This is a genomic window from Arthrobacter sp. 05T423, assembly GCF_056396245.1.
Genome location: NZ_JBFTLC010000015.1, coordinates 18,359 through 37,057, shown reverse-complemented (window position 1 = coordinate 37,057; position 18,699 = coordinate 18,359). Strand labels below are relative to the sequence as shown.

Annotated in this window: 20 protein-coding genes and 1 pseudogene; 10 read left to right on the top strand and 11 right to left on the bottom strand. The window is 65.0% G+C overall.

Annotated features, from left to right (window positions below):
- Positions 1–97 precede the first annotated feature (97 nt).
- The 3 genes from AC1DFE_RS12720 to AC1DFE_RS12710 all read right to left on the bottom strand — a co-directional run bounded on the left by AC1DFE_RS12720 (position 98) and on the right by AC1DFE_RS12710 (position 3,333).
- The gene (locus tag AC1DFE_RS12720; protein WP_476906234.1) at positions 98–2,062 is read right to left on the bottom strand and encodes a heavy metal translocating P-type ATPase; all 1,965 of its coding nucleotides are present in this window, start codon (positions 2,060–2,062) and stop codon (positions 98–100) included.
- Between the two features lie 38 nt (positions 2,063–2,100).
- Positions 2,101–2,571 (bottom strand): pyridoxamine 5'-phosphate oxidase family protein, encoded by a 471-nt coding sequence (locus tag AC1DFE_RS12715; protein WP_476906233.1) that lies wholly within the window; start codon positions 2,569–2,571, stop codon positions 2,101–2,103.
- Positions 2,572–2,646: 75 nt separating this feature from the next.
- Positions 2,647–3,333, bottom strand: a complete 687-nt coding sequence (locus tag AC1DFE_RS12710; RefSeq protein WP_476906232.1) for a response regulator — start codon at positions 3,331–3,333, stop codon at positions 2,647–2,649.
- A 221-nt stretch (positions 3,334–3,554) separates the two neighbouring features.
- On the opposite strand from AC1DFE_RS12710, the gene AC1DFE_RS12705 reads away from it, so the two are divergent.
- The 3 genes from AC1DFE_RS12705 (at position 3,555) to AC1DFE_RS12695 (ending at position 6,101) form a co-directional block, all read left to right on the top strand.
- Positions 3,555–4,004: a universal stress protein gene (locus AC1DFE_RS12705; RefSeq protein WP_476906231.1), complete on the top strand. Its 450-nt coding sequence runs from the start codon at positions 3,555–3,557 to the stop codon at positions 4,002–4,004.
- A gap of 97 nt (positions 4,005–4,101) precedes the next feature.
- Positions 4,102–5,127, top strand: a complete 1,026-nt coding sequence (locus AC1DFE_RS12700) for an ATP-dependent 6-phosphofructokinase (protein ID WP_476906230.1) — start codon at positions 4,102–4,104, stop codon at positions 5,125–5,127.
- A 74-nt stretch (positions 5,128–5,201) separates the two neighbouring features.
- On the top strand, positions 5,202–6,101 hold the full coding sequence (locus AC1DFE_RS12695; protein WP_476906229.1) for a universal stress protein: 900 nt from the start codon (positions 5,202–5,204) through the stop codon (positions 6,099–6,101).
- A 176-nt stretch (positions 6,102–6,277) separates the two neighbouring features.
- Here the strand turns inward: AC1DFE_RS12695 and AC1DFE_RS12690 are convergent, their stop codons facing one another.
- From AC1DFE_RS12690 to AC1DFE_RS12665, 6 genes are all read right to left on the bottom strand, one after another.
- A complete protein-coding gene (locus AC1DFE_RS12690) occupies positions 6,278–6,754 on the bottom strand; it encodes a pyridoxamine 5'-phosphate oxidase family protein (RefSeq protein ID WP_476906228.1) in 477 nt (158 codons plus the stop codon).
- Between the two features lie 430 nt (positions 6,755–7,184).
- On the bottom strand, positions 7,185–8,048 hold the full coding sequence (locus tag AC1DFE_RS12685; protein ID WP_476906227.1) for a universal stress protein: 864 nt from the start codon (positions 8,046–8,048) through the stop codon (positions 7,185–7,187).
- Between the two features lie 145 nt (positions 8,049–8,193).
- Positions 8,194–8,865, bottom strand: coding sequence for an SDR family oxidoreductase (locus tag AC1DFE_RS12680; RefSeq protein WP_476906287.1), 672 nt, complete (start codon positions 8,863–8,865; stop codon positions 8,194–8,196).
- A gap of 120 nt (positions 8,866–8,985) precedes the next feature.
- Positions 8,986–9,291 (bottom strand): DUF3040 domain-containing protein, encoded by a 306-nt coding sequence (locus tag AC1DFE_RS12675; RefSeq protein WP_476906226.1) that lies wholly within the window; start codon positions 9,289–9,291, stop codon positions 8,986–8,988.
- Positions 9,292–9,532: 241 nt separating this feature from the next.
- Positions 9,533–10,042 carry a universal stress protein gene (locus AC1DFE_RS12670; RefSeq protein ID WP_476906225.1) on the bottom strand — a complete coding sequence of 170 codons (510 nt, stop codon included), beginning with the start codon at positions 10,040–10,042 and terminating at the stop codon, positions 9,533–9,535.
- Positions 10,043–10,783: 741 nt separating this feature from the next.
- Entirely contained in the window at positions 10,784–11,035 is a 252-nt protein-coding gene (locus AC1DFE_RS12665) for an SHOCT domain-containing protein (RefSeq protein ID WP_476906224.1), read from the bottom strand.
- Between the two features lie 797 nt (positions 11,036–11,832).
- On the opposite strand from AC1DFE_RS12665, the gene AC1DFE_RS12660 reads away from it, so the two are divergent.
- A complete protein-coding gene (locus AC1DFE_RS12660; RefSeq protein WP_476906223.1) occupies positions 11,833–12,600 on the top strand; it encodes a TetR/AcrR family transcriptional regulator in 768 nt (255 codons plus the stop codon).
- Positions 12,601–12,912: 312 nt separating this feature from the next.
- Here AC1DFE_RS12660 and AC1DFE_RS12655 read toward each other — a convergent pair.
- Together AC1DFE_RS12655 and AC1DFE_RS12650 are read right to left on the bottom strand one after the other, a co-directional pair.
- Positions 12,913–13,164: pseudogene (locus AC1DFE_RS12655) on the bottom strand (DUF4913 domain-containing protein).
- 604 nt (positions 13,165–13,768) lie between these two features.
- Entirely contained in the window at positions 13,769–14,158 is a 390-nt protein-coding gene (locus tag AC1DFE_RS12650) for a polysaccharide deacetylase family protein (protein ID WP_476906222.1), read from the bottom strand.
- A 41-nt stretch (positions 14,159–14,199) separates the two neighbouring features.
- Between AC1DFE_RS12650 and AC1DFE_RS12645 the strand changes: the two genes are divergently transcribed.
- The 6 genes from AC1DFE_RS12645 to AC1DFE_RS12620 all read left to right on the top strand — a co-directional run bounded on the left by AC1DFE_RS12645 (position 14,200) and on the right by AC1DFE_RS12620 (position 18,359).
- Positions 14,200–14,328 carry a hypothetical protein gene (locus AC1DFE_RS12645; protein ID WP_476906221.1) on the top strand — a complete coding sequence of 43 codons (129 nt, stop codon included), beginning with the start codon at positions 14,200–14,202 and terminating at the stop codon, positions 14,326–14,328.
- A gap of 472 nt (positions 14,329–14,800) precedes the next feature.
- Positions 14,801–16,201, top strand: coding sequence for a glutamate decarboxylase (gene gad / locus AC1DFE_RS12640; protein ID WP_476906220.1), 1,401 nt, complete (start codon positions 14,801–14,803; stop codon positions 16,199–16,201).
- A 24-nt stretch (positions 16,202–16,225) separates the two neighbouring features.
- On the top strand, positions 16,226–17,095 hold the full coding sequence (locus AC1DFE_RS12635; RefSeq protein WP_476906219.1) for a class II glutamine amidotransferase: 870 nt from the start codon (positions 16,226–16,228) through the stop codon (positions 17,093–17,095).
- Positions 17,096–17,363: 268 nt separating this feature from the next.
- Positions 17,364–17,576 (top strand): hypothetical protein, encoded by a 213-nt coding sequence (locus tag AC1DFE_RS12630; protein WP_476906218.1) that lies wholly within the window; start codon positions 17,364–17,366, stop codon positions 17,574–17,576.
- Entirely contained in the window at positions 17,573–17,746 is a 174-nt protein-coding gene (locus AC1DFE_RS12625; protein ID WP_476906217.1) for a hypothetical protein, read from the top strand. The genes AC1DFE_RS12630 and AC1DFE_RS12625 overlap by 4 nt, the downstream gene beginning before the upstream one ends.
- A gap of 121 nt (positions 17,747–17,867) precedes the next feature.
- Positions 17,868–18,359 carry a hypothetical protein gene (locus AC1DFE_RS12620; protein WP_476906216.1) on the top strand — a complete coding sequence of 164 codons (492 nt, stop codon included), beginning with the start codon at positions 17,868–17,870 and terminating at the stop codon, positions 18,357–18,359.
- Positions 18,360–18,699: the final 340 nt, after the last annotated feature.

Genomic DNA, 18,699 nt, shown 5'->3' with positions numbered 1-18,699 from the left:
TCGGGGTTAGGCGGACCGCCGGCGGCAGGACGCCAGCCATCCTTTGGCATCCAGCATTGGCTGAACAGGTCGTTACGGACAGGGCCGAAAGCCCCGGTCACGGGGCCAGCCCATGCTGTGGCGCCGCGGACCGGGCCCGGTTGTTCTTCACGGCTGCAGCGTGGCCGGCGGGTTTCAGGGCCCGCAGTGCGTTCAGGATCGTGGCGAGATCCACGAGCTCCTGCAGCAGCGCCCCGGCCACTGCGGGGATGTAGCCGGCCGCGGCCATCACCATCAGGACGATACTCAGCCCTATTCCGACCCAGATGCTTTCAAGGGCTGTCCGGGTAGTCCGGCGGCCGATCTCCACGGCGAGGGCAGTCTTGGCCAGGTCATCCACCATAACAACAACATCGGCTGACTCGCTGGCGGCTGTTGAGCCTTTGGCGCCCATGGCAATGCCGACGTCGGCGGCGGCCAAGACCGGTGCGTCGTTGACTCCGTCGCCCACCATCATCACGGGACGGCCGGTCAGCGTTGTCACAGCCGTGACTTTGTCTGCCGGCAGGCAGCCGGCCTGAACCCGGGTGATTCCTGCTTCTGCAGCGATGTGCAGCGCAGTGGAGAGTGAATCTCCCGTCAGCAGCAGGCTTTCCTGTATGCCCAAGTCCCGCAGCCGCGCCAAGGTGGTGACGGCGTTGTCCCGCAGGGGATCGCTCATGATCAGCGTTCCGCTGAACCGTCCATCCACTGCGGCGTAGATCCCCAGCCACCCACCGGTCAGCTCTGCCTCCTCAAAACCTGAGCTGCCCAGCCTGATGAACGAGGGTTTTCCCACGGCGACACTGTGGCCGTCACACACCGCGCTCACGCCCTGGGTGGCATGTTCCTGGGCCGCATGCCCGGGCACGAGCTTGAGTCCTTGTGCGCGGGCAGCCTCAATGACCGATGCGGCCAGGACGTGGGAGGAATATTGTTCGGCGGACGCGGCGAGCTGCAGAAGGCGTGACGGTGTCATGCGGGCCGTTGCCGCCATTCTGATTTCGCTGAGGGCGGGCCTGCCCTGCGTCAGAGTGCCTGTCTTGTCAAAGACCGCTGTTTTGACCCGGGCGAGCCGTTCCAGTGTGCCGCCATTCTTCACAATGATGCCTGAGCGTGCCGCGCGGCTCATCCCGGCGAGGAAGGCCACCGGCGCGGCCAGCAGCAGGGGGCATGGCGTGGCGACCACCAGAACCTGGGCGAACCGTGCGGCGTCCTGGCTGAGGTACCAGGCGGCCCCGGCAAGCACGAACGCCAAGGCGGTGAACGGCACCGCGTACCTGTCGGCGAGCCTGACCACCGGTGCCCGGCTGGCCGAGGCTTCCTGCACCAGCATCAGGATGTGGTTGTATTGGGAATCTGCTGCGGCGGCGGAGGCCTGCATCCGGATCGCAGCATCGCCGTTCACCGATCCGCTCAGCAGCATGTCTCCGGCCTGACGGTCTACCGGCAGGCTTTCGCCGGTCAGTGCCGACTCGTCGAAGGCACCGGCAGCGGACAGCAGCCGTCCGTCCACGGGGACAACCTCTGACGGACGGACCACCAGCACGTCACCGGGGTAGACCTGGCCGACGGCGATATCCTGCAAACCGCCGTCGTCACCGGCGCGGTGGGCGATCTGCGGCGCCCTCTCAAGGAGGGACCGAAGTTCGTGGACCGCCCGCCCCTCGGCATAGTCCTCCAGCGTCTCGCCGCCGGCCAGCATCAGCACGATGATGAGTGAAGCTACGTACTCGCCCACGGCGACGGTGCTCAGGATCGCTGTCACTGCCAGCAGGTCGATGCCCCAGCGGCCACGAAGAATCTGCCTAACCATCGACGCAGCGCGGGAGGCCGCCGCAGCCAGGGCGTATACACTCGCCACCAGTTGGGCCGCGCCTTCCTGGCCGCCCGCCAAAAGCGCAGCGATGATGGCCCCTGACAGAAGAACGCCCACCAACAGGACGCGCTTGCCCAGCGTGCGCCCCAGAAGGTCCCAGCGGCCCGTCGGGTCCCGGCGGCGGACCACAGGGCGGCGGTGGCCGGGGTCAGAGAGCAATACCATCAGGGACCGTCCCGTCTCCGTGCCCGGTCCGGGACGCTTTACTCCAGCCCGGCGCGGGTGGCGTCATCGAGGGGACCCCACCACGTCAACGGCGGGGCGATCTTGAACCGCCGGCCAGTCACCGTGTCGGGAACGAGGCGGATGAAGTGGTCCTTACGGCCAGTCTCCCAAGGGAAGAGCAACAGCCCGACGGTATCCAGCACCTCCTGGGTCCGTTCCAGGGCACTGGCATGACCCTTGACGATGACGCTCCACGCGACGCCATCATCAGCGTTGACCCCATCGGCCTCCAACGCGACAGGCGGACCGGCCAGCGAAGCGGCGAGCTTCGTGCCGGCACCGGTACGGAAGACCAGCGTTCCGTGATCCACCTTATAGTTGAGCGGGAAAATATCGGGGTGGTCATTGACCCAGACGGCCAGCCGACCAACCGACACGCTCCGCAGCAGCTTCCAGCACTCGCTGCTGGACAGAACCTCGGCCTTGGGTGTTGATGCCTCATCGATCATGGCCCGACACTACGCCAGGCTTCTGGGGCCAGGACAGGGCATAAAGGCCTGATCCCCGACGCTTCCGTGGACGGCTCAGGGGCTGGGTGGCGGCTCGTGGGCCATGTGCACTGCGGCTTGGGTCCGTCGTTCAAAACCAAGTTTCGCAAGCAGTGACGAGACGTAGTTCTTGACTGTCTTCTCAGCCAAGGCCATGCGTTGGCCGATTTGCCGGTTGGTCAGCCCCTCGCAGACCAGGTCAAGGACCCTCCGCTCCTGGGGCGTCAGGGCCGCCACCCGGGGATCCACCGGCTCCGGTTGCGAAATTCCGCCAACAACCCGTGCCTTGAGGGCAGCATCAAACAAGGACTCTCCGCGGGCCGCGCGGTGAAGGGCGCCGAGGAGGTCCAGGCTGCGGATCTCCTTGAGCACGTACCCGCGTGCACCGGCGAGCACGGCCCCCCGGAGCGCCTGCCCGTCGTCGTAACTGGTCAAAATCAGGCAGTTCAGCGTCTCATCAATTGACCGGACGTCCCGGCAGACCTCGATCCCCGTACCGTCCGGCAGCCGGGCATCAAGGACCGAGACGTCCGGGTGCAGGGCAGGTATCAGCCGCACCGCTTCCGCCGCCGATCCTGACGCGCCCACGACGACAAACCCCTCGTCTTCGAGCAGGTTTTGCAGCCCCCGCCGGACCAGCTCATGGTCGTCCAATATGAACACCCGGGTCGGTTCAGGACGCGGCAGGGCAGGCGTGCCGGGCACTTGCACCGGGTTGTCCATGACCCCTCCTCCCAGTATCGGCGGAGCCGGCCCGACCGGCACCGGCGTGTACGCGTGCTCAATTCTTCGTGTGTTCAATTCTTGGGGAACGGAACTCAGGCCACAAGATCCCGCCATCACCCGTGCCGCTGAGGGCGGGTGACCAATGGCCCTATCCCGGCCGCCGGATCCGGCAGGACGCTGGTGCCAGGGACCGGATGTGGGAAGGAAGAGAGTCATCCATGGCGGGCACGGACAGTTCCAGGAAGATCGTGGTGGGTGTCGACGGTTCGGCGCCGTCGGTGGAGGCATTGCGGGAGGCCCAGCGGCTCGCGGTGCCGCTCGGGGCAGACGTTGAAGCCATTGGCTGTTGGGGATACCCGAACATGTACGACACCTACGTGGCCACGGGCATTGGAGGGTTTCCCGAACGCGCGGCGGAGATGCTGCAGGAGGCCCTGACGACGGCCTTCGGTCCGAAACGTCCCCGGAACGTACACACCAGACTCGTTGAGGGGCTTGCGCGGTCGGTTCTGGTCGAGGCCAGCAAGGATGCGGACATGCTGGTCGTCGGCAGGAGGGGACACGGAGGTTTCGCAGGCCTGCTGCTTGGGTCCGTGAGCTCCGCATGTCTCGCCCACGCCCACTGTCCGGTCCTCGTGGTCGCCGCCGTGCCCGACAGCAGCCGTTGACGCCGCCGCGCGGCGTGCTGCCCGTGCCAGGGAAGGTCAGGAGCCCAGGCTGCAGGGTGAGTCAAACCAGTTTCCCCAGGGAAGGGAGGACAGGAAGATGGACAGGATCGGGATCCTCACCAGCGGGGGGGACTGCCCCGGACTCAACGCCGTAATCCGGGGTGCGGTCCTGAAGGGGCTGGCGGCCCACGACCAGCAGTTCTTCGGTTTTCTGGACGGCTGGCGGGGAGTACTCGAGGGTGACGGTGTACCGCTTCCGCGGCACGCGGTCAGGGGCATCTCGAAGCAGGGCGGAACGATTCTTGGGACGTCCCGGACCAACCCGCTGCGTGACGGCGGACTTAGCGCCGTCACGGCGGCCATGGAGCGCCTCGAACTCGATGGACTCATAGCCGTCGGCGGGGAAGGGACCCTCGCTGCAGCGAAGGTACTCACCGACGCCGGCCTGCACATCATCGGCGTGCCCAAGACCATTGACAACGACCTCAACGCCACCGACTACACGTTCGGTTTCGACACCGCCGTGCAGATTGCGACCGAAGCGATCGACCGCCTCCGCACCACCGGCGAGTCACACCACAGGTGCATGATCGCTGAAGTGATGGGCCGCAATGCCGGCTGGATCGCCCTGGAGTCCGGTGTTGCCTCCGGTGCCCATGCCATTCTCATACCTGAACACAAGGTTCCGCTGCAGGACATTATCGGCTGGGTCAGGTCCGCCCGCAGCCGGGGCAGGGCACCTCTGGTCGTTGTCGCAGAAGCGTTCGTACCTGAGGGCAGACCGGCCCCTGTCCCCCTACGCGGCATAGACACGTTCGGCAGACCCCGGTTCGGCGGCATCAGCCTTGTCCTGGGGCGCGAAATCGAAGAACTGACAGGAATAGAGACCCGGGCTACCGTCCTCGGTCACATCCAGCGCGGCGGCGTGCCCACGGCGTTCGACCGGGTGCTCGCCACACGCTTGGGGATGGCCGCCGTCGATGCAGCAGCCCATGGGCTCTGGGGAACCATGGTCTCGCTCAGCGGCACCAACATCCTGACCGTGGACCTTGAACTGGCGCTGGGAACGCTCAAGACCGTACCCGAAGAGCGCTACCAGGAAGCGGCCGCCCTGTTCGGCTGAGCCGGCAGGGCAAAGGCCGCAGGAAGCGGAAAACTGATCACATTCTCGCTGAGCAACAGGGGAGGGAACGGAACATGCGCGTAGTGGAGGTTGTCGCCGGGGTTGATGACTCGGACGCCGGGCATAACGCTGCGGACTGGGCCGCGTCACGGGCAAACATTCTGGGGGTCCGGCTGAACATCGTCCGGGTTGTTCCCGGCCCCTGGGCGTTCAGACGGCCAGCCCAATACCGTGAGGCGATGGAAGGGGCGAGCGATCTTCTGCTGGCAGAAGCCTCCCGGCTGTCGGCCCAGAACCCGGACCTGGTGGTCGTCAGCACGCGTCGTACCGGGGAGACGCCCATTGTGCTGAGGCTGCTCTCCGAGACGGCCGAGACCGTCGTCGTTGGATCCGACCGTGCCCCCGACAGTCATGGCGAAGGCTTTGGCTCGGTCAGCTTCCAGACGGCCGTGAGCAGCCGCTGCCCTGTGGCAGTCGTTCCGGCAGCCGCCACAGCCGGGAAGTCAGGAGTTGTCGTGGGCGTCGACGGTTCCGGGGACTCAAGGGTCGCGTTGAAGTTCGCCGCGGCCGAAGCTGTGCGGACCGGCGAGGACCTGGTCGTACTTCATGTCGTTGCTGCCCCTGACGCCTCCGTGCCGCCCACCCAATCCGTGCAGGTCCGCGACGGGCAGAGCGGTGACGGCCACCTCCTGCTCTCCGTTGCCGCCGGTGAAGTCACGGAACTCTACCCTGGCCTTAACGTGCGTCAGTTGCTTGAACCGGGGGATTCACCCGCAGACGCCATTATCCGGGCCGCAGCGGATGCCCGGCTGCTGGTCATCGGGTGCAGGGGCGGCGGCAGCGCCAGGAAACTGGTTGGCGCCATTGCCGCGAAAGTCCTCCAGCACCTCCCGTGCCCCACCATTGTCACCCGGCCCGCTGCACCCGCGTCCGGACCGCCTCCGCACAGCATCCGGCGCACCTTCGAGCGATAGCACAGCGAAGGGCGTCGGACGGTCGCCATGGCGGGGAAAAAGGGGACCGGGCCCAACGCCCTGAAACGGGAACCTCAGCATACGGCCGCGACCATCACGACCGGCAACCGTCACCCAAACATATAAGGGCGCCACTCTGAAACCGGCCAGGCAACTGGGATGCTGGACAGGAACAGCTACTGGCCCGTCCGGCCGTCCGCGGAGGTTGTGCTGCGCGGCTGCCACCAGTGGGTGGGAGTACTCGTGACGACGAAGCGGCGTCCGGTGATTTCGCCGGGTGTGATCCGCACGAGCCGGTCCTTCACGCCTTCCTCCCAGGGGGAGGGCAGATGCTCCGGCACCGTACCGTCCGCGTTGAGGTCCACGATCTCGGCCTGGCCCTTGAGGACAACGCTCCAAGCGATTGTTCCGTAGGTGTTCAGCCCGTCCGCTTCCAGTGCGACGGCTCCTCCTCCGGCCAGCGCGTCGATTTTGGTACCCGGGCCTGTCCGGAAGATCACCGTTCCATCTTCGGGCAGGTAGTTCACGGGAAATATTTCCGGTGCGCCGTCGAGTATCACCGCCAGCCTGCCGACTGAAGCAGAGCGCAGGTGCTCCCAGCAGTCGTGGACACTGAGGACGTTCGATGCCTGGTCTGCGTTCAAACTACCCATGCTGCGACCATAGGTGCAACGGTGCCTTGCGCCTAGGGCTGAAGGTCCCTAACGGCCTCCGCCGGAATCCGGGACCGGACCGGACACTCTGCGCGCCGGTTCACGGCGGCGGCAGGGTGTGCTGTGCTGTAACGGCTGGGCTGGGCTGGGTTGGGCTGGGCTGGGCTGGGCTGTGCGGAGCGGGGACAGGAAAAACATTCAGGGATCCAGCACTCGTGCTCAAGCAACATTCCACTGTCCCCGTGGAAGTCCTCGCACCACGCCAGTTGGCAGACTCAACCGCAGCATCAAGTTCGCACCGGCGTCGAGCGCAGCAGACTTCTTCATGATCCGGCCCCATCCAGCCGCGGCACGAGCCCTGGCCGGGACGAGCGACCAGTTTCTATCATCCGGCTCTCTATCATCACTGCGCGATAGCGGCGCCCATCCGCTAGTTGGTGTGTTTGATGCGCTGGATCCGTGTAATGACGGTAGGGCACGGCAGGTGCCTCAGCACGCCGTGGGCCGTTGACCCAAGCAGGAGCCGTTTGATACCACCCCGGCCCCGGCTGCCGACCACGAGCATCCGTGCCTCGGTAGCCGCTTCCACCAGCGCTGCCACCGGGCCTTTGTTTGTTTCCAGCACCGGGTGCACTTTGAGGTCGGGATAGTCCTCCCCGAGCCCGGCCACGGTCTCGGAAAGGACGGTGCGTTCTTCTTCCATGATGAGTTCGGCGAGGTTGGCGGGGGTGAGGCCGGCGTCTTCCGGGCGGTCGGGGCGGACAAAGGCATACAGCACCGTGAGTTCCTGGCCCTCGCGGTCCGCCTCGGCTGCGGCGAACGCGACGGCCTGGGTCGATTCTTCCGAACCGTCCACGCCAACCACGACGCCGCGTCGCCCATCAAGATCCTGTGTTCCGACGGCGGCCACGGGGCATTTGGATGTGGCGGCCACTTGCAGGGCCCGGTCAGCCAGGGATCCTCCCAGGTGCCCGCTGCCGGAGCCGACAACCAGCATTGAAACTTTGCCCGAGTACTTCCCCAGGGATCGCCCTACACTGCCCGTCAGGAGCTGTGCGGTAATGCTGATGGGGAAGGCCTCCCGTGCGCGGGAGGCCGCCCCCTGCAGGAGCCGGTCGCCTGCCTCTTGCAGGCCTTTGATCCAGGGGTTTGGTTCGGCGAGCCACCGGTCGTCGACTACGTGCAGGATCGTCAGCGGCAGTTTGTCGCGTTCGGCGCGGCGGGCCGCCCATGTCACCGCGGCCTGGCTTTGCGCGGAATCGTTGGTAGCAACAGCGATGGGTTTGGTTTTCATGGCCGGTCCTTTGGGGTTTTCTTCCTGGTAATGGTGGGCGGTGAATGCCGGTGGGGCCGCCTGGGCTGCAGGGCCATAGTGTCCCATTTGGCCGCGGGGGCTTTCGCCCGGGCTTGATCCCTGCCGAAATGGGCTGCGCGGGAGGTCAGGCCGGTGGGGTCGGGGTCACCGTGCCGGCGGTGTCCCCACCATCGATGATGAACTCGGCGCCTGTGATGAACTGGGACTCATTGGAGGCGAGGTACAGAACCAGATCTGCCACCTCGCCCGGGTGCCCGACGCGGTTCAGGGGCGTGTGGGTCATGTCCAGGGTCATCCCTGCTGTCATCGGGGTGGAGATCACGCCCGGGTGCACCGAGTTGACCCGGATGCCGTATCGGCCCAGGTCAAGGGCCGCACTCTTGGTCAGGCCACGTACCCCGAATTTGGACGCCGAATATCCGGCGATTCCTTCATATCCGCGGATGCCTGCTATCGAGGAGATGTTGATGATGGATCCGTTCCGGGACTGTTTCAGGGCCGGTATGGAGGCCTTGATTCCGTTGAAGGTTCCCGTCAGGTTTACCGCGATCACGGCGTCCCACTGCTCCAGGGTGTAATCCTCGATAGGGGCGAAGTTCACGATTCCGGCGTTGTTGACCAGGATGTGGACCCCTCCGAAGACATCGGCCGCGGTCTTCACCGCCGAGTCCCAGTCTCCGGGACTCGTAACGTCCAGATGCACGTACCTGGCGTCTGAGCCGATGCGCTCGGCGGTTGATTGTCCCTCGTCGTCGAGCACATCGCCGAGGACTACTTTGGCTCCCTCGCCGTGCAGGCGGGCGGCGATAGCGGCTCCTATGCCGCGCGGCTCCGCTGACGAGGGCTACTTTGTCGATAACGCGTTCCATGATGATCCTAGGCTTCTGTGGGGGAGGGTGGCGGCGTGCGGGGCCCGTCAGCCGCCCGGTGCAGGGCCGTCGCCGCAGCGGTCTCGGAGAAGGTGAAAACCCAAGGTCACCAGGTACACCCCGGTGCCGGTGAGAATGAGTCCCAGGACGCCCAACGCGGGAGTCCGCGCCGCCAGTGCGGCCGCAAAGACGAGGAGTCCTACCAGCAGGGCGAACGCACCGGTCCTGGTGCGCGCGGAGGAAGGAGGCGGAAAGGATTCTGGTCCGAGTCTTGCGGCGAGCCGGGGGTCGTCGCTGAGCAACTGATCCGCCAGCAGCTGGAGTTGGCGTTGTTCGTATTCAGTGAGAGCCACCGGTGCCTCCTTGGACGGTGAATGGTTCAGTTGTCAACGCGGTTTGTCCAGGCTGACGGATTCGAGGTACCCGGGCACTCTGGCGCTCCAGCCGGGGTCTCTCTTGATGACCACGCGGAGGACGTCGGACGCTTCCGGCTCGCCGTGGAGGAGAAATCGTAGCTGGCGACCATGTCTCGTGCCCCCCAGAACCCGAAGGCGGGAAGGGAGTCCGTCTTTCATGGCAATGTGCGCCATCGATTCATTCCGCCCCATCCAGGGGACGGGCCGCGCCGTAGGCCCTCGGCGTCACATCATGCCCCGCGTGATCGTGCTGTTCCCCTTCGGGTGCGTGAACCACAAGGACAGGGCAGTGTGCGTGTGCCACACAGGCAGAGCTGACCGAACCGAGCATCCCGCTGAAAGGGCCGTGTCCCCGGCGTCCCACGATGAGCATGACGGCATCGCGGGTGGCGTCAATGAGGGTGGACCGTACCGGGCCGTGGACCAGACGCCGCACGATGTTGGGCGGCTTGGCGGACCCGAATGCCTTGACCAGCGCACGGTCAAGGGATTCCTCCTCGATATGAGCGAAACCGTCGATACCGGCAGCCAGATACGCCTCATACCCGACAGGGAAGTCCCAGCACGTCCAGGCTTCAACGCTGGCCCCGATGGCCTGGCCGATTTTCTCCGCCTGGAGCAGGGCTTCGACTGAAGCCGCGGATCCGTCGACGCCAACAATGATTTTCGGTGCCTGTTTTCCTGTCATGACCCGTCCCCTCTCCTTCGCTCGGTTATGACTCCAAGGTGGCCCGTTCGCTGCGGATCTCCTAGGGCCAAAAGTCATCGAACCGGCCATGCGACACCCCTCGTCCTATTCACAAGGCATGTTCAGCCGAGGGCTGGGGCGATCCTCCGCCCAGCCCTCTCTACAGGTCAACGGGTTGCTTCGGGCCACAGTTTGGGGGTGTACCGCCACCTGCAGCGGACATCCCTAAGGCCCGGGGGAGGGGGCTGCCGAGCCACAGCCGGGTCTTTGGTCCCTTATCCGGCGACCGGAGGGCCGGTCATGCTGAAGGATACGAAGAATGGACTCTACCCAACGGGGTAAGACTCGCGGACAGGCAGGCGGTGGACAGGGACCAGATTGAACTTCAAGACGCAGCCTCGACAGCGTGGATCTCCAGGATCCTCCACACCCTTGCCTCACAGTACTGCCAGACCCAGCCGCGATTCGTGGCTCTTCGTGGTGGTGGGGAATTGAGTTCGTGTCGTTGAAGACTAGGGCCCATGGCCTTCTGGGATGAGTGTGTCTAGCATTCAACCTGGAACAGGACCACGAGCCTTGAACGGGCCTACCGGGGTGCTGCACTGGGCGGCAGCCGGGAACCGGCACCCGCCACGGGTCGTGCCGCTGCCCACGAGGGCCACGGCGAGCAAAGACGGCCCCTTCAGGATCGGGGTCGCAGCGATTCCGAGCAGGACCTGCCCCCCCCCCTGGAAAGTCTGTTCACGGTCGCCGCCTCAGAGCAGTGCGGCGCGCGTTGAATTCCGTTTCGTCGATCTCGCCTCGGGCAAAGCGCTCATTGAGGATCCGCTCGGGATCATCGTGGGGTGGCCCGGAGAAACCGCGGCCTCCCGAGCGACTGCCCCGCAGCAGAAGGACCACCACTGTGACCACGCCTCCCCAGAACAGCAACATCATCAGACCCATGGCGATCCAGCCGCCGATGCCCCAGCTTCCGTCCCATCCGTACATCATGGCCATATTCCCTTCGGCGTGGATTGCCCTGCCACACCCAGCGTCGCTAGTTTCCCTTCCCTTCCATAGGGCACTTGGTCCCAAGGCCGGTCACTTTGCTTCATTCGGCTGCACCAGCTTCAATCCGGAGTTCCTCCGGCCGCCATGCGCGCCCTCCCTCAGCGACGGTTCTGTGGAAACAGGTTAGAGAGCTCAGTCAACTATCGGGCGGCATACCTGGCCGGCTCCGGGCTCACCGCGGCACTCACTCCGGCAGGCGGTCGACGCCTCGCCGGCCGTGGGACCGCTCACCTTAGCCGAAATCGAGATAGAAGTCGCCCGGCCCGGCCGGGGGCACGCCGCCCCCGCACCATCCCAGTCCTGACCTGTACCGGGAAGGGCGTTTTCTTTCATGATGACGGTCGGGCGCGTTGGCTATCTGGCCGGTCAAGTTCGCCATCGGGTTACTCGTTGCCAACGTGCCCGAAGGCCTTCCGCCGACCATCGCCCTCGCCGTCGGCGTGCGCATCCTGGCCCGCTAAGGCGCCCTCAAAAAAGGTCAACTCGGAGACTCTGGGCTCCACGAGCGTGATCTGCACGGACAAGACCGGGACGCTCACAATAAACAAGATGCGTGCCGTCGACGGCTGGACCTCGGACGGAAACGGTGAGGTACTGGCGCTGCTTGATGTCTATTGCCGACGGCCGCGACGGCGGAGGGGAACGGGACTTTGTTCTCTGCCGCCGGACCGCGGAAAGGACTTCACTGAGTCCATATCGGGTTGGAGTCAAGGAATGCGTGGAGGAGCGCGGACGCAGTGAACAATATTTTCCGCATGTTGGTCCAGGGGGCCTTGGTGGCCGCCGGCGAGGCAGGCACTCCACCCGCAGCCGGGGGAATGCCCGACGACGATTCCAGAGCAAGAGTCCTCGATGCCGCGGTCGCCTACTACGCGGCCGAAGGGTTCAGCCATCCTGCACTCGACAGCATCGCACGCGCTGCTGACCTGTCGACAGATGACATGGTTGCGCTTTTCAGAGACGAAGCAGCACTCCGCCACGCCTGTGACGAGTTCGTGCTTCAGGCCCTGGTTGAGTGGGCACATGAAAAAGCCACCTTGGAGGGCATGAACGAGGTCATGCGCTCCTATATGGCCGACCCCGGCGCCTATCAGGCACAGATCGGTTATCTGGGACGCGTCGTGGCAGAAAACACGCCCGCCGCGCCCCGCTTCATGGACGTCCTGGTCAATGAAAGCGAATCCATCATCCGGGCCGGGATCCTCGACGGCACCATGCGCCCTTCCGAGGACCCGCGCGCCCTGGCCGTCCTCCTCGCCACCACGGTAGTTGGCATGGTGGCCATAACTCCACACATTGAACGCGTACTCGGTGTTCCCGCTTCACAGCAGCAGATGCTGCTCCGTCTGGCAGTGCCCGCCCTGGAGCTTTACACACATGGCCTCTACACCGACGACTCCTATCTGACCCTCGTCAGCCAAGCCATCTCCGCGCTCCAGCCAACGCCACAACAGGGGCCAACAGCCCGCACAACCCCGCCCCCTTCAAAACAAGACGCTGGCTAGGTCTTCGCAGAACAATTCCAGTAGGGACAACAGCGTGCGGGACTCCGACAGCTACTCTTGTCCCGTCCGGGTATTCGGGTTGCCGAGGAAGTTGCTGAAGGTGACCGCGCCGTCGAGCGGCCGCGTGGACCCTGTGAAGCCCTCGGCCGCCGGCCAAGACTTCTCTCGTCCCCTGTTTACTACCGAACTGGAACCAGTTCTCCTTGTCGACCCGATGGTCATTGCAGTCATCCCACCGTGGCGTTTTGGCCTCCCGTGGCCACAATGAGTCCGGCCTGTTCAGTCAACCCGCTACGCTGGGACCGCTGCCGATCAGAAAAAGGTAACTGGGGGTTCTTCGCAGGGCAGAGGGGGCGACCTTGGCGCGGTGCCCGCCGTCGGGCTGCACCCGTGAAATGGACCGTCCGTCGAAAGCAGCACGGACATGTGATGGTCCGCGTGATCGCGCCACCACACACTCATACCTGTGTCTTCGTCCAGGCGCAGGAATTCCCGCGCACGTCACAGTGCTTCCAAGCGGCTGATTGCTTCGGGGTGCCTCCACCATTGCGGGCACCGGGTCACCCCGGCGCCGACATCAAGCTGCCGGCGGTACGTAGTCGCCAAGGTGTCCCTGACAAATTCGCAAGGTTTGGATAGAACATAGGCTGATTCTCCCAACAACAGCGTCAAGTCTTAGACACAGACAACGCACCATTCGGATTAACACCGGCCGGGGTGTCAGGGGCTAGAGAAAACCGCCAGTAGATGGCCACGGAATTGCCCCTTACGACCTATTGGACATTGCACATCAGAGGTGCCGAGCTCCATATGAGGTAGGCCCTTTTGTTACACCCTGAGGGTGTTTGCGGCGTGGTCTTCTCTCGGCCGCCAAACGGATCACCCGCCTCGATCTCCCAGTGCTGCGCCTTGGCAGCTGAGGCTGAGGCAAGGGCAGAGTAATCAGCCTCGTGCAGTAGCGTCCCAGAGCTGTTGAGCCTCTGCCATGTTGTTGACTCAGCTCGGAAATCCGCAGTGCCTGAGGGATCACAAGGGCGCATCGGAGCCGGTGATATCGGCCACCCACGCGGCGTGTTCGTCCCTAACCTTGGGGATCCGACCGGCGGCGACCTCGAGCCCGGCCATGACCAGCCCCATCACCGTGAGGAAGTGGGAGGCCCGGGCGGCGCTAGTGGATGTTGAAGGTGGTGTAGTGGTGATCGATTAGTGCCAGGCGGATGCCGGGCAGGGCCTCGAGGGTGTGGGTGCCGGTGCCGTGCATGAGGATGACTCCGCCTGCGTGGAGGGGGTGTTGTGGCGTCTCCGTATTTGACGCGTTCGATGATGGTGCGTGCTGGGGAACCGTCCAGTCGCGGGTATCCACGGTCCAGAATGCCGGCCGACAGCCGGCTGCGGCGATGGCGTTGTAGACCCTGGTGTTGAAGCCTCCTGCGCCGTAAGGGGGCCTGCATAACCTGGGGATCGTGGTGGGAATGACGCTTCCGCGGTGGCGGACTCCATTTATTCCGAGCATCACTTCCTTCAGCCGGTCCTGATGGGCAAGGTGCTCGCTATCCACGGTCTGGCCATCCTGCTCGCCCTCGCCGCTAGGACATGCTCGTGGGCATCACCGGGGCCCTGCTGGCCGTCCCGATCACCGCCGTCGGCTGGACCGTCATCAAGACCTGGTCCGGCCGCGAAACAACCGGGACCGCGGCGGCTGCGGAGCCGGAAGCCGTAAGCGCCTGACCCCAGGTGACCTACGGCTCACCGGCTTTGCCTGCACCTGGCTCTTCCGTAAAACCCTCACCAGCTCCGCCCGGAACCTCTGGCTGCGCGGCATCCTCCCGGTGGCCGACGGCATCATGATGGCTGTGCCTTCCGTGGTCTCGCCCGTCCAGATGCTCCGGCCTGATTACGGGGAAAGCGCATTCGGCGGCATCGGCGGAACGTTTCCTCATCGGCATCGGCTCCCTGCCCCCAAAGCCGTTCTGATGATTGCTTGGTACGCCCGTTCGAACCGCCCCGCGCTCTCCGGCAAGCCCTTACAACGGTGAAGCTTCCCGATTGCTGGTGCTCGCCGCCGTCGTACTTCTGACTCGCCACGCCACCGGGCCTACTGCCGTTTGCTGCGGGTGCATGAATAATACGGAGTGCTGAGAGCAGCGGAAATTCAGCGGCAGGCGTGTGCCTGCAGTGACGGCTGGCTAAGGAACTGGATATGAAGAGGTCGCACCGGAGCGTACGGCATGAGCCCGAATCGAGTGTTGAGCTGAACCCATTGTTCAGCCGGCCGGGGGAGTCCACCATCTTTCCGCGCTTCACCATCCCGGACGGGGAGTCCCTGCCGTCCACCGCCTACCAGATAGTCCACGACGAGGTGATGCTGGACGGCAACTCCCGCCTGAACCTGGCCACGTTCGTGGGGACCTGGATGGAACGGGAAGCCTCCCAGCTCTACGCGGAAACGTTCGACAAGAACATGATCGACAAGGACGAGTACCCGCAGACCGCGCTGATCGAAACCCGGTGCTGGCGGATGCTCGCGGACCTGTGGAACGCCCCGGATCCGGCGGCGACCATTGGCACCTCAACTGTTGGGTCATCTGAGGCGTGTATGCTCGCCGGCCTGGCCCTCAAGCGCCGGTGGCAACACCGCCGTCGCACCGCGGGGCAGCCCACGGACGCACCAAACATCGTCCTCAGCTCCGCCGTGCAGGTGTGCTGGGAGAAATTCTGCAACTACTGGGAGGTGGAAGCCCGCTACGTGCCGGTGTCAGCGGAACGCCCAACCCTGGACGGCCATGACCTGGAACGCTACGTGGATGAGAACACCATCGGTGTGGTGGCCATAATGGGCGTCACCTACACCGGCGCATACGAGCCCGTGGAGCTGATCTCCGCCGCACTGGACGAGATCCAGGCCGGCACGGGCCTGGACATCCCCATCCATGTGGACGGTGCCTCGGGGGCAATGGTGGCGCCGTTCCTGCAGCCGGAACTGGTGTGGGACTTCCGGCTTCCCAGGGTCGTCTCCATCAACACCTCCGGCCACAAGTACGGGCTGGTGTATCCCGGCCTGGGCTGGATCGTGTGGCGGGACGAACAGGCCCTCCCCGAAGACCTGGTGTTCCACGTCAGCTACCTGGGCGGGGACATGCCCACCTTCGCCCTGAACTTTTCCCGGCCGGGCGCCCAGGTGCTGTTGCAGTACTACCTGTTCCTCCGGCTGGGTTTTGCCGGCTACAGGTCGGTGCAGGCAAGCTCCCGCGACGTGGCCCTGTACCTCTCCCACGAGATCGGGGAGATGGACGCGTTCACGCTGTGGAGCGACGGGTCAGACATCCCGGTTTTCGCCTGGCAGCTCACCGACGGCCACACCCGGAACTGGAACCTGCACCACCTCTCCGAACGCCTGCGCATGAACGGCTGGCTGGTCCCGGCCTACCCGCTGCCGGAAGAGCTCAGCAACATCACGGTGCAACGGATCGTGGTGCGCAACGGCTTCACCCGCGACCTGGCAGCCAGTTTCCTGGCCGATCTCAAGAAGGAGGTGGCCTACCTGGACGCCCTGGCGGCGCCCCTGCCCGCCGAGAAACAGAAGGAAGCGTTCCACCACTAGCCCCTTGCGTAGAAGGAGCGTCCCATGTGCCGATTGTTCGGGCTGCACGCCGGGTCCCGGCCCGTCCGGGCAACCTTCTGGCTCCTGGACGCCCCGGACAGCCTGTCTCAGCAGAGCAGGCGGGAGCCCGACGGCGCGGGGATCGGCACCTTTGATCCCGACGGCGGCGCGCGGATCACCAAACGGCCGCTCGCCGCGTGGGAGGACCACGCCTTTGCACGGGAGGCGCGGCAGCTGATGAGCACCACCTTCCTGGCCCACGTCCGGTACGCCAGCACGGGTGCGCACACCATGGTGAACACGCACCCGTTCGAGCAGGACGGCCGGCTGTTCGCCCACAACGGCGCCTTCCACGGCCTCGACCGCCTCGACGAGCGACTTCGTGAACTTGGTGTGACGGGACTGGTGCACGGCCAGACCGACAGTGAACGCCTCTTTGCCCTGATCACGGCTGAGAGCCGCAGGGCCGGCGGGGACATAGCGGAAGGCATCTCCCGGGGGGTGGGCTGGGTGGCCGCCGAGTTGCCCGTGCTGGCCCTGAACATCATTGTGACGACAGCGGCCGACGTCTGGGCGCTCCGCTACCCGGCCACCCACGCGCTGTACATCCTGGAAAGGGACCCGTCAGCCGAGCCCGCTCCGGTGGCACCACTGGATGCCAGAAGCCGACGGATCCACTCGCGAAGCACGGAACTGTCGGTTTCCCGTTCGGTCCTCTTTGCCACAGAACCGATGGACCACAATCCTCGCTGGCGGGCACTGGCACCGGGGGAGCTGGTGCACGTTGGCCCGGACCTGGCGGTGACCTCCACCTTTCCCTTCCCGGACCAACCGGCCCACCGGCTCACGCTCGCCGACCTGGAACCGTCCGCGGCGGCGTCGCAAACGTCCTGACGGCGTCTGTCCGGCCTTCAGCGTTGGCGCACTCAAGTGGCCGGGAGAAAATGACGATCTAAATACACGCCGCGGCCGCACGGTCCGGTCAATTCCCTAGATCCGAAGGTCTGAAGTCATGTCCGGCTGACAGGAGGACCCCTCCAGGCAGGTGGAACGGGCAGGCCTGGCCTTTTCACGGTTGACAACGGACGGGGGCAAGGCGGGAAGCCAGTGGCCCGGTTCCGCACGCATGAGCGGGGAATTGTCGGACAACCCCAGGAGAACCATGGCCCGCGCCTACAAACTGCCCAACGCCGCAGAAGACATCGTCGAAATAGACGCCGCGCAGCAGAAGCTGAACGAGCTGCAGGACAAGGCGTTCTCCCTGGCCGCATCTGTCGGCGAAGGGGTGACCGCAGCTTTCCGCCGCCGGGCTTTCGGGTCATCCTCCAGCTCAAAGATGTGCGAACGACGCTGGCCGAAGGCTGGCGCTACGTGAAGACCAGCGATGCAGCCGAGCCGGTCCGCGGAGCGAAGGGTGATGCGGCACGGGCAGCCTTGGCCGACCTGGAAATTCCCGTCCTTCAGCCAGACACCATCGTTGCCGCCTGTGCCCTGCGAGTTGCGAGAGAAATGCCGGAGCCGGCTGCCGGAAACAGCCCCTTCTAAGGCCACTCCCCTGCCGTTTCTCAAACGCCGATAATGCAGATTCCGTAAAGCTACTCGGAGCGTGGCCTAGGGAGTGTTGCTAAAGCTCGCTCTTAGCCATGCAAGTGATGCGGCGAGCTGAATGGCAGCCATAGGTCAGTGCAGTCTTATCGGACCTCATTGCCAGATCCCGCCAGTTTTTGAGCTGGCTAAAACCCCGCTCGACGACGGTTTTTCAGCCCTTGTACGCCTCGGCGTCGAACGCTGGCGGGCGCCTGCCGGAGGAGCCCTTCTTCTTCCGGTTGGCTGCCTGGTCAGTCTTCTCCGGGATGGTGGCCTTGATGCCGCGTTCGGCTGGCTATTTTGCTTCGGGCGCCCTGTTCGTCGCGGTGATCGCCGTGGTTGCTCTCTGGCATTGCGTAGCCCGGCTTGGGCCGATTCCGGCGTTTTGGTTCGCGTCCATCCTCACCGGCCGCACGGGGCGTCCTTCGCCGACTGGACAGCCGTTTCCTTCGATCGCGGCGGTCTTGGGTGGGGGACCGGATTTGTCAGCCTTGGCCTTGCCGTGTGCATCGCGGCAGTGGTTGCCTACCTGTCCATCGCGCGCCAGAGAAGCGCGGCCCGCGTCCGCTAAGGACGCTCGCCGGAAGAATCGGCCAAACCCGGGTGCTTTATGTGTGGGTGTGGACTGTAGCCGCGAGGATCTGATCTTTTCCCTGACGAATGATATTTCTGGCTCACGGCAGGCCAGTGAACCTGGTTTAAACGTCGCTGGAACGGTGCCTGATCGGGATTCCAGGCGCCGGTGACGGCAGTTCCGGTTATCTATCAGCTTCCCAGGCTCGGTGAAGATACCCACAGTCCGGCCGGGCTTGGTAAAAGCAGGGGCCGCTATCCCTTAGAGGGTTCCCTAAATCCAAGGAACTGGGATCGGGCCAGGCCTTGGCTGGCCGGGGGGCTTCACGGCTGGCAGT